This window comes from Mycobacterium syngnathidarum, assembly GCF_001942625.1.
Taxonomy (GTDB): domain Bacteria; phylum Actinomycetota; class Actinomycetes; order Mycobacteriales; family Mycobacteriaceae; genus Mycobacterium; species Mycobacterium syngnathidarum.
Window position 1 is genome coordinate 94,818 of record NZ_MLCL01000029.1, and the last position, 9,548, is coordinate 104,365.

Below are 9,548 nucleotides of genomic sequence, written 5' to 3' on the forward strand. Positions count from 1 at the left end.
TGGTTGTGTCAGCAGATCGAATATAGGGTAACCTCCACTAAGTTAGGGCAGCCTTTACTAATTGTTTGGAGGATGAAGCGTGGTGGCGACGAGTTCCCGGACGGTCCGCGACGAGGTCGCCGAACTCCTGGGGGTCAGCGCAGACGACGTCGATCCCAACGCCGACCTGATCGCTTCCGGTCTCGATTCGATCCGGATGATGTCGCTGTCCGGCCGGTGGCGCAAGCAGGGCATCAACGTCGGATTCGCCGCCCTGGCAGCCAATCCCACCGTTGCCGCCTGGATGGAACTCGTCGCCGAGCACACCCCCGAGGCGCCGTCCACCGATCCCGCCCCCGCAACCGAGTCCGTCGCCGATGACGACGGCGAACCTTTCCCGCTGGCACCGATCCAGCACGCCTTCTGGGTCGGCCGTAACCAGGACCAGCAACTCGGCGGTGTCGGCGCCCACCTGTACGTCGAATTCGACGGCGCCGGAGTCGATCCGCAGCGGCTTCAGGCAGCGGCGGCCAAACTGGCCGCGCGGCATCCGATGCTGCGCGTCGAGATCCTGCCCGACGGTACCCAGCGGATCGGTGACCGGCCGTTGCCGGTTACCGTCTACGACCTCCGCGAGCTGGATGAGACTGCCGCACAAGCGGAGTTGGAGGTGCTGCGGGAATCGAAGTCGCATCAGATGCTGCACGACGAGGTGCTGCAACTCAGCTTGTCGCTGCTGCCCGGCGGCCGCACCAGGCTGCATGTCGACATGGACATGCAGTGCGCAGATGCGGTGAGCTACCGCAACTTCATGGCCGACCTGGCCGCGTTCTACCGCGGCGCCGACCTGCCGGGTCTCGGCTACACCTACCGCGAGTACCGGGCCAAGCTGACGGCCTCGGTGCCACCGCCATCGCAGGAAGATCTGCAGTGGTGGGCCGACCGGGTCCCGGATCTGCCGGATCCGCCTGCACTGCCGTTGGTTCCGCTGTCGGATCAGCGCAACCCGCACCGCAGCATCCGGTTGTGGGAGACCCTCGACGTGCCGACCCGCGACGCATTGTTCGCGGCCGCACACCGGCGGGGCGTCACCCCGGCCATGGCGGTCGGTGCGTCGTACGCCAACGCGCTGGCGCGCTGGTCGACACAGTCCAGGTTCTTGCTCAACCTGCCGATGTTCGGGCGGGAGCCGTATCACCCCGACGTGGACAAGCTGGTCGGGGACTTCACCTCCTCGCTGTTGCTCGACATCGACCTGACCGGGGCCGACACGGCCATGGCCAGGGCCCGGGTGGTGCAGGAGACGCTGCATGCCACCGCCGCCCATTCCTCGGTGTCCGGGCTCGACGTGCTGCGCGACATGAGCCGGCATCGCGGCAGTCAGACGCTGGCCACGATCGTCTACACCAGCGCGCTCGGGTTGGGCGATCTGTTCGCCGGTGACGTCACCGACCACTTCGGGGCGCCGGTCTGGACCATCTCGCAGGGACCCCAGGTGCTCATCGACGCTCAGGCGACCCCGATCGCCGAGGGCCTGATGATCAACTGGGACGTCCGGATCGAGGCGTTCCGGCCCGGTGTGGCCGAGGCCATGTTCGCCTACCATCTGGCCGAGCTGCGCCGGCTGGCCACTGACGACGCCGCCTGGGACGCTCCCGATCCGCCCGCCATCTCCGAGCCGCAGCGCCGCGTGCGCGCCGAGCTCAATGCGTCGGCGTCGGTTCCCAGCGGCGACGTGCTCCACGACGGCTTCCTGGCCAACGCGACGGCCGATCCGGGCGCACCCGCGGTGTTCAGCAGGGCAGGCAACCTCACCTACGGCGAACTGCGGGACAAGGTGCTGGCCGTGGCGGCGGCCCTGCAGTCACGCGGGGTGTGTCACGGCGAAGTGGTCGCGGTGCTGGGTCCCAAGGGCGTCGACCAGGTGGTCGCGCTGCTGGCCATCTCGATGGTCGGAGCCGCTTATCTGCCGGTCGGGGTAGACCAGCCGGCCGACCGGGCCGCACGCATCCTGCACACGGGCGGGGTGGACTTCGCCCTGGTCTGTGGATCGGGCTCGGACCATCCCGACCTGCCGCACCTGAGCGTTGCCGACGCCGAGATCGTCGGTGACCCGGCGCATTTCGAGCCGGTCCAGGTTGCTCCGTCGGACCTGGCGTACGTCTTGTTCACCTCGGGTTCCACCGGCGAGCCCAAGGGCGTCGAGATCACCCACGACGCCGCGATGAACACCATCGAGTTCATCAACGACCACTTCGAGATCGGCCCGGCCGACAAGTGTCTGGCGTTGTCGCACCTGGAGTGCGACCTGTCGGTGATCGACGTCTACGGCACCTTGCGTTCGGGCGGGTCGATGGTGGTCGTCGACGAGGAACACCGCCGCGATCCGGATGTCTGGGTCAAGCTGATCGACGAGCACCAGGTGAGCGTCCTGCATTTCCTGACCGGCTGGCTGGAGATGCTGGTCGCCGGCGGAGCCGGCGCATCCGACACAGGCGGCGGTCCTTTGTCGTCCGCGGACGGCGGTTCGCTGTCCTCGCTGCGGGTGGTGCCCACCGGAGGCGACTGGGTGCGCCCGGACCTGGTGCGGGCATTGCGTGCCGCATCGCCGCGGGTGCGCTTCGCCGGGCTGGGCGGGGCCACCGAGACCGCGACCCACAACACCATCTTCGAAGTCGGACTCGGCGACGACGCGTTGCCGGCGCACTGGACCTCGGTGCCGTTCGGGGTCCCGCTGACCAACAACTGCTGCCGGGTGGTCGACGCTCGCGGTGAGGACTGCCCCGACTGGGTCCCGGGCGAGCTGTGGGTCGGTGGCCGCGGCATCGCCCGCGGGTACCGCGGGCGACCCGACCTGACCGCTGAACGCTTCGTCGAGCACGACGGTCGCCGGTGGTACCGCACCGGAGACCTGGTGCGGTGCTGGCCCGACGGCACGATCGAGTTCGTGGGCCGGGCCGACCACCGGATCAAGGTGAGCGGTTTCCGGATCGAGCTGGGCGAGGTCGAGGGCGCCCTGTGCCGGGTACCCGGGGTGGACGCGGCCGTCGCGGTTCTGGTGCCGGTCGACGGCGGCCACGATCTGCTCGGTGCGGTGGTGCGGGCAGATCAGGCCGGCCTGGATTCTGGGTTGGATTCGGCGACGGTGGCCAGTGCGCTGGCCGAGCTGGTGCCCGCGCACATGATCCCGCAGGTTCTGCTGGTCGCCGACGAGATTCCCTACGCGCGGGGTAAGACCGACCGCACCGCGGTGATCCGCATGCTCTCGGCCGTCGGCGCCCCTGAGGCCCGCGGCTACCGCGCACCGTCGGACCCGCTGGAAACGGCCCTGTGCGCGATAGTCGGCGACGTTCTCGGACAGTCCGGCGTCGGCGTCGACGACGATTTCTTCGCCCTCGGCGGGGACTCGGTGCTGGCGACCCAGCTCGTGGCGCGGATCCGGGACTGGCTGGACACGTCGACCGTCATGGTCGCCGACGTCTTCGCGTCCCGCACGGTCGCGCAGATGGCCGCGCTGCTGGCCGGACGGGAGGCCGGCTCGGACCGTTTGCGGCTGGTGTCCGAGGTGTATCTCGAGGTCACAGGCATGGACAGTGCCGATGTGGCCCAGGAGTTGGCACGCACGTCCCCAGAACCCGCGTTGGGCAACTAAGGTTAGAGTTACTTCAGTTAGGGCAGGCTTTGCTTATCGTCAGGAGGTCGTTGTGAACACAGTGAGTCGCACGACTACGCAGACCATGCAGGCAGCGGCGGCCGAACCGCTGCACCAGGGGTTCTTCGCGCATGCACACCGCGCGCCCGACGACATCGCGGTGATCGGCCCGACCACCCGCTGGACCTACGGGCAGTTGCGGGAGCAGGCCCTGGCGGTCTCGGGTGCGCTCGCGGTGGCCGGTGTCCGGGTCGGAGACCGGGTCGCCGTCGTGGGGCCCACCGGCCTGGACACCGTGATCGCCACGCTGGGGATCCTGGCGGCCGGCGGTGTCTGCGTCCCGATCGACTCCGCAGATCCGGCTGAGCCGGCCCTGGATCACACCGGCGTACGCATGGCGTTGTTCACCGGAGACGGACCACCCAACTGGCTGCCGGCGCTCACCGTCTCCGAGTCGCTGCGGATCGGCGCACGCACGGGTGACGTGGCCCCGGTCCGGTCCGGGCCGGCTGACCCGGCCTTCCTCGGGTCAGTCGACGACAGCGGCTACGCGGTGGTGACACACGCCGCTGCGCGACAGGCGGTCGTGGACATCAGCGGTCGGCTGGGCATCACCGCTGACGACCGCATCGGTGCGTTCTCGGCCGCCGGTGCGGCCGCGCCGATCCTCATGGTGCTGGTGGCGCTGACCGCAGGCGCACGCATCGTCGTCGCCGACGATGCGCCGCGCCGCAACCCCGAGCGGGGAATGAACGGTTTCGCCCTCGCCGTGCGGCATCGGGATGCGGTGGCCGCTCGCGACACCGCTGTGCCGTCGTGACGCACCCGGATACCCAGATCACGGTCAAGCCCTGGGTGAAGCGCTATCCAGGGTCCGAAAGCTCAACAGCCACATTGGTTTTTCCGCATGCCGGGGGAGCGGCGCTGGCCTACCGCGGGTTCGGGACGGCGCTGGCCGCCGCCGGATCCGATGCCTACGTCATGCAGTACCCGCAACGCGGTGACAGGCTGTCCCACCCGGCCGCGCCGACGGTGGCTGAACTCGCCAAGGACCTGTTCGACGCGGCCGACTGGGGAAGCGTAGGACCGATCCGGCTGTTCGGGCATTGCATGGGCGCGGTGGTGGCGTTCGAATTCGCCCGCATGGCAGAACGTCATGGTGTGGCGATCGACGCCCTCTGGGTGTCGGCGAGCGAGGCCCCGTCGGCGGTGGCAGCCGCCCCGGCGCTGCCGATGGCCGAGTCCGAGATCCTCGCCGAGATGGTCGATCTCGGTGGCACCGACGAAGCCCTGCTCGCCGACGAGGACTTCGTCGAACTGCTGTTGCTGGCGGTACGTGCCGACTACGCGGCATTCAACCGGTACGCGTGTGACGCCGACGTGACGATCGCGGCCGACATCTATGCGGTGGGCGGCGACCGTGACCACCGCATCAGCGAGGACATGTTGCGGCGCTGGGAATCCCACACCCGCGGCGCCTTCACCTGCACGATGTTCGACGGCGGGCACTTTTACCTAAATTCCCAGCTCGAGGATGTGGCGGAGCTGGTCAATGAGCTCTAGCGGGACGCCACCCGAGTTCGACGCCGCCGATCCGGTGGTGATCGTGGGAATGGCGCTGGAGGCTCCGGGTGGGATCGAGACCGCCGACGACTATTGGGCGCTGCTGACCGAGCAGCGTGAGGCGCTCGGCCGATTTCCCGGTGACCGGGGTTGGTCGCTGCGCGAGCTGTTCGACGGCTCGCGCCGTGACGGATTCAAGCGTATCCACGATCTGGGTGGGTTCCTCAGCAGTGCAGCAACATTCGATCCTGCGTTCTTCGGTATTTCACCGCGTGAGGCGGTGGCGATGGATCCGCAGCAGCGCGTCGGTTTGCGCCTCGCGTGGCGCGCGCTGGAGAACAGCGGCGTCAACCCGGACGATCTGGCCGGACACGACGTGGGCTGCTACGTCGGTGCGTCGGGCCTGGAGTACGGGCCCGCCCTGTCGGAGTTCTCCCACCACAGCGGCCACCTGATCACCGGTACCTCGCTGGGCGTCATCTCCGGCCGGATCGCCTACACGCTGAATCTGTGCGGCCCGGCACTGACCGTCGACACGTCATGTTCGTCGGCGCTGACCGCATTCCACACCGCTGTCACGGCGGTCCGCGCGGGCGACTGTGACATGGCACTGGCCGGCGGCGTCTGCGTGATGGGCACACCCGGCTACTTCGTCGAGTTCTCCAAACAGCACGCCCTGTCCGATGACGGGCACTGCCGGCCCTACAGCGCACACGCCAGCGGAACGGTCTGGGCCGAGGGTGCCGCGATGTTCGTGCTCCAACGCAAATCCGCCGCGCTGCGAAACCGCCGGGACATCTTGGCCGAGGTCCACGCCACCGCGGTGAACCAGGACGGCCGGACCACCGGCCTGACCGCCCCCAGTGGCAACGCTCAGCAGCGGCTGTTCGCCAAGGCGATCCAGCAGGCGGGCGTGCGGCCGGAAGACGTCGGCATGATCGAGGGTCACGGCACCGGCACCCGGCTCGGAGACCGGACTGAATTACGTTCGCTGGCACAGACTTACGGAGCCACCGCGCCGGGTGCGGGCGCCATGCTGGGGTCGGTGAAATCCAACGTCGGGCACTCCCAGGCTGCCGCGGGTGGACTCGGCCTGGCCAAGGTCATCCTGGCCGCCGAACATGCGGCCATCCCGGCCACGTTGCACGTCGACGAAGCCAGCCGTGAGATCGACTGGGACGCCCAGGGTTTGCGGTTGGCCACCAAACAGTCTCCTTGGCCCGCGATCGACGGACGACGCATCGGTGCGGTTTCGGCTTTCGGCATGAGCGGCACCAATGCGCACGCGATCATCTCGGTTCCCGAGGTCGCCGGGGAGGCCGCATGAGCGAAGCTTGCGAGCGAAACACCCTGCCTTTGACACGCGCCGACGCGTTGCCCGACGCTCGCGCAGCGGTACTGCTCAGCGCTCACACCGAGGAACTGATCGGCACCGACGCCGCGGCCATCCTGCGGTACCTGGATTCGCGTCCGGCGGTGAGCGCCGACGATGTCGCCGCCACCTTGCTGGCCACCCGCCGTCTGCGTCGTCACCGTGCCGTGGTGCGGGCCGGCGATCGCGACGAGCTCACCGCGGGCCTGCGTGCCCTGGCCGAGGACGCCGAGCATCCGCTGGTCACCCGCGCTCAGGCCGGCGCGGTGGCATCGGGTTCGAGTGGCCGCATCGCGTTCGTGTTTCCCGGGCAGGGCAGCCAGTGGCCGTCGATGGGCGTGCAAGCCTACGACCGGCTGCCGGTCTACCGGGCCGAGGTGGACAAGTGCGCGGCCCTTTTCGCGGCCACCGGTGCCGCCTCTGTGCTGGATTACCTGCTGGCTGAACCGGATTCGGGTGCGGTCACCAACGACTTCTCCCAGGTGCAGATCCAGGGCGCCCAGTTCGTCCACGGTGTGGCACTGGCCGCGGTGTGGCGTTCCTGCGGGGTGCTGCCCGACATCACCGTGGGCCACAGTCTGGGGGAGATCGGTGCGGCCTACGTGGCCGGCAGCATCACCCTGTCCGAGGCGGTGGCCGTGGTCACTGCCCGCGCGACGGTACTCGACCGGCTGACCGGGCCGTACCGGGTCGCGGTTCTCGGGATCACGCCCGACGAGGCGTCGAAGGTGGTTGCCGAGACCCCGGGTTGGCTCGAAGTGTCGGTGGTGAACTCGAGGTCGTCGGTCGCGGTGTCGGGGGACACCGATGCGGTGGCGGCGGCCGTGGCGGCCGTGGCCGGACGCGGATCGTTCGCCAAGGAAATCGAGATGTGGTTCCCGGCGCACACCACCGCGCTCGACTCGGCGCGCGACGAACTCGAATCGATGCTGCCTGCGGCGCAATTCGTTGAATCGCCGGTGCAGTTCATCGGCTCGGCCACCGCCGATGTTGTCGAGGCGGGCACCAGTTTCGCCGACTACTGGTACACCAATCTGCGCAGCACTGTGCGATTCGACCGGGCCGTCGAGGCCGCGGCGCGGCGCGGGGCGCAGATCTTCGTGGAACTGTCCGCGCACCCGGCATTGCTGTTCGCCATGGGGGACCTGCTCGACGACGCCGACGACCTCACCGGTGGTCCTGTGCTCATGGTCGGATCGGGTCGACGCGACGAACCGATCACCGAGCGGCTCAGTGCCAACATCGTCTCGGTGGCGATGGCCGACGCCGGATACCGCTGGGGCGACCTCCCCAACCAGTCGACCGGCCGGTTGCGCGATTTCCCGTTCGCACCCATGCGGGCCGAACATCTGTGGGCGACACCGCAACCATTGCCTCCGGTCGCCGGTCTGACAGTCAGCGTGCAGCGCTGGCAGAAGGCTGCGCCGCGGAACGTGCCGGTCGGACAGCGTCGTGTGGCGGTGCTGGACCTGGCCTCCGGACACGGCCTGGCTGCCGCGTTGACCAGCGCCCTCGACGAGGTGCCGGGTGCCACCGCCGCCGACCCCAGCGACGCCGACCTGCTGGTCGTGGTGGCGCCGGTGTCCGACGAGATCGATCCGGTGGCGGCGGCAGAAACCTTGAGCCGGCGTATCGATGACGGTCTGCTCGGCTACCTCGATGCGATCACCACCGAGACCCGCGACGTGTGGCTGGTGACCGTGGGTGGTGAGCAGGTCGTCGGTGAGCGATCCGCACGACCGGAAGCCGCAGCCTTGGCGGCCATGCACCGCAGCCTCGGCTACGAACACCCCGACCAGGAGTTCCGGCAGCTGGACCTGCCGCCGGCCGTCCCGGATCCGGTCACCGCGGCTGCCGCCCTCACCACCATGCTGACCGCGGCCGAGGATATTGCTCTGCGGGACAACGGCTCCGGCCCGGTCCCCTGGCATCGGGAGATGCGTGCCGACACATCGGACGCCCGGACGTGGACAGCGGATTCGGGAATCTTCGACGAGGTGGTCATCACCGGCGGGGCGGGCGCGGTGGGTCTGCACTTTGCCCGCCAGCTGGCCGAGCAGGGAGCACGACGTATCGTGCTGCTCAGCCGCAGCGGGCTCGACGACCAGCAGGTCTGCGCGCTGACCGCCGGCGGAACTGAGATCGTCGCACCCCGGTGCGATGTCACCGACCCAGCTCAGATCGCCGCGACCATCGCCGAACTGGAGATCGGCCCGGCATCGCTGGTGATCCACGCGGCCGCGTCGGCCACGATCGCCCCGGGCAGGGAACTCACCGGCGCGAGCGTGCGGGATACGTTCGCGGCCAAGGTGACCGGACTGGCCAATCTCACCGCGGCCTGGCCGCTGCGACCAGATGCCCGGATCGTGTTGTGTTCCTCGGTATCGGGCCTGTGGGGCGGCTACGGCCACGCCGCGTACTCGGCGGCCAACCGGCTGCTCGACGCGCTCGGCGGACAGCTTCGGACCTCGGGCAAGCACTGCACCGCGGTGCGGTGGGGCCTGTGGCAGGGCGACGGAATCATCGACTCGGCCGAGGTCAGCCGAGTCGAGCGGTCCGGCCTGCGGGCCATGGTCCCTGAGCTTGCGGTCGAGGCCGGGCTGCGGGATTACCCGGCCGATCCGCTGGTGTTCAGCGCCGACGCCGAGCGCCTGCGGACCTTCCTCGGTGGCGTGCAAGAACCCGCTGCGGCAGTCGACGACGCCCCCGAGGCGCCGGACAGCGAAGCGGCCGACGCCACTGGTGCGATGCGGATTGCGCTGGGGGCCGTGCTGAAGCTCAGCGACACCTCCGCACTGGATCTCGACACGTCGCTGCTGGATCTGGGGGTCGACTCGCTACTGGCAATCGACCTGCGCAAGAAGCTCAAGAAAGCCACCGGCAGATCAGTGCCGCTGGCCACCATCCTCGGTGGCGCCACCGCCACCGAATTGATCGAGCATTTGGAAAGACCTGAAAAGGAAGCATTTTCGCGTGACTGAC

The 9,548-nt window shown here is 69.1% G+C and carries 5 protein-coding genes; all 5 read left to right on the forward strand.

The window, feature by feature from the left end:
• The first annotated feature begins 79 nt into the window (after nt 1-79).
• From BKG60_RS08410 to mbtD, 5 genes are read left to right on the forward strand one after another with little or no spacing between them, the layout of a single operon-like run.
• The gene (locus BKG60_RS08410) at nt 80-3,631 is read left to right on the forward strand and encodes a non-ribosomal peptide synthetase (RefSeq protein WP_075909533.1); all 3,552 of its coding nucleotides are present in this window, start codon (nt 80-82) and stop codon (nt 3,629-3,631) included.
• Nucleotides 3,632-3,683: 52 nt separating this feature from the next.
• On the forward strand, nt 3,684-4,451 hold the full coding sequence (locus BKG60_RS08415) for an AMP-binding protein (RefSeq protein ID WP_165617713.1): 768 nt from the start codon (nt 3,684-3,686) through the stop codon (nt 4,449-4,451).
• Nucleotides 4,448-5,194, forward strand: coding sequence for a thioesterase II family protein (locus tag BKG60_RS08420; protein WP_070943446.1), 747 nt, complete (start codon nt 4,448-4,450; stop codon nt 5,192-5,194). The genes BKG60_RS08415 and BKG60_RS08420 overlap by 4 nt, the downstream gene beginning before the upstream one ends.
• A complete protein-coding gene (locus BKG60_RS08425; protein WP_070943445.1) occupies nt 5,184-6,521 on the forward strand; it encodes a beta-ketoacyl [acyl carrier protein] synthase domain-containing protein in 1,338 nt (445 codons plus the stop codon). Before BKG60_RS08420 ends, BKG60_RS08425 begins: the two co-directional genes overlap by 11 nt.
• Nucleotides 6,518-9,547 (forward strand): mycobactin polyketide synthase MbtD, encoded by a 3,030-nt coding sequence (gene mbtD / locus BKG60_RS08430; RefSeq protein ID WP_070943444.1) that lies wholly within the window; start codon nt 6,518-6,520, stop codon nt 9,545-9,547. Before BKG60_RS08425 ends, mbtD begins: the two co-directional genes overlap by 4 nt.
• The last annotated feature ends 1 nt before the right edge of the window (nt 9,548 follow it).

What these genes read in the sequence shown, in the direction of transcription:
- BKG60_RS08425 (WP_070943445.1), top strand. Translation starts at nt 5,184, where the DNA reads ATGAGCTCTAGCGGGACGCCACCCGAGTTCGACGCCGCCGATCCGGTG.
- mbtD (WP_070943444.1), top strand. Translation starts at nt 6,518, where the DNA reads ATGAGCGAAGCTTGCGAGCGAAACACCCTGCCTTTGACACGCGCCGAC.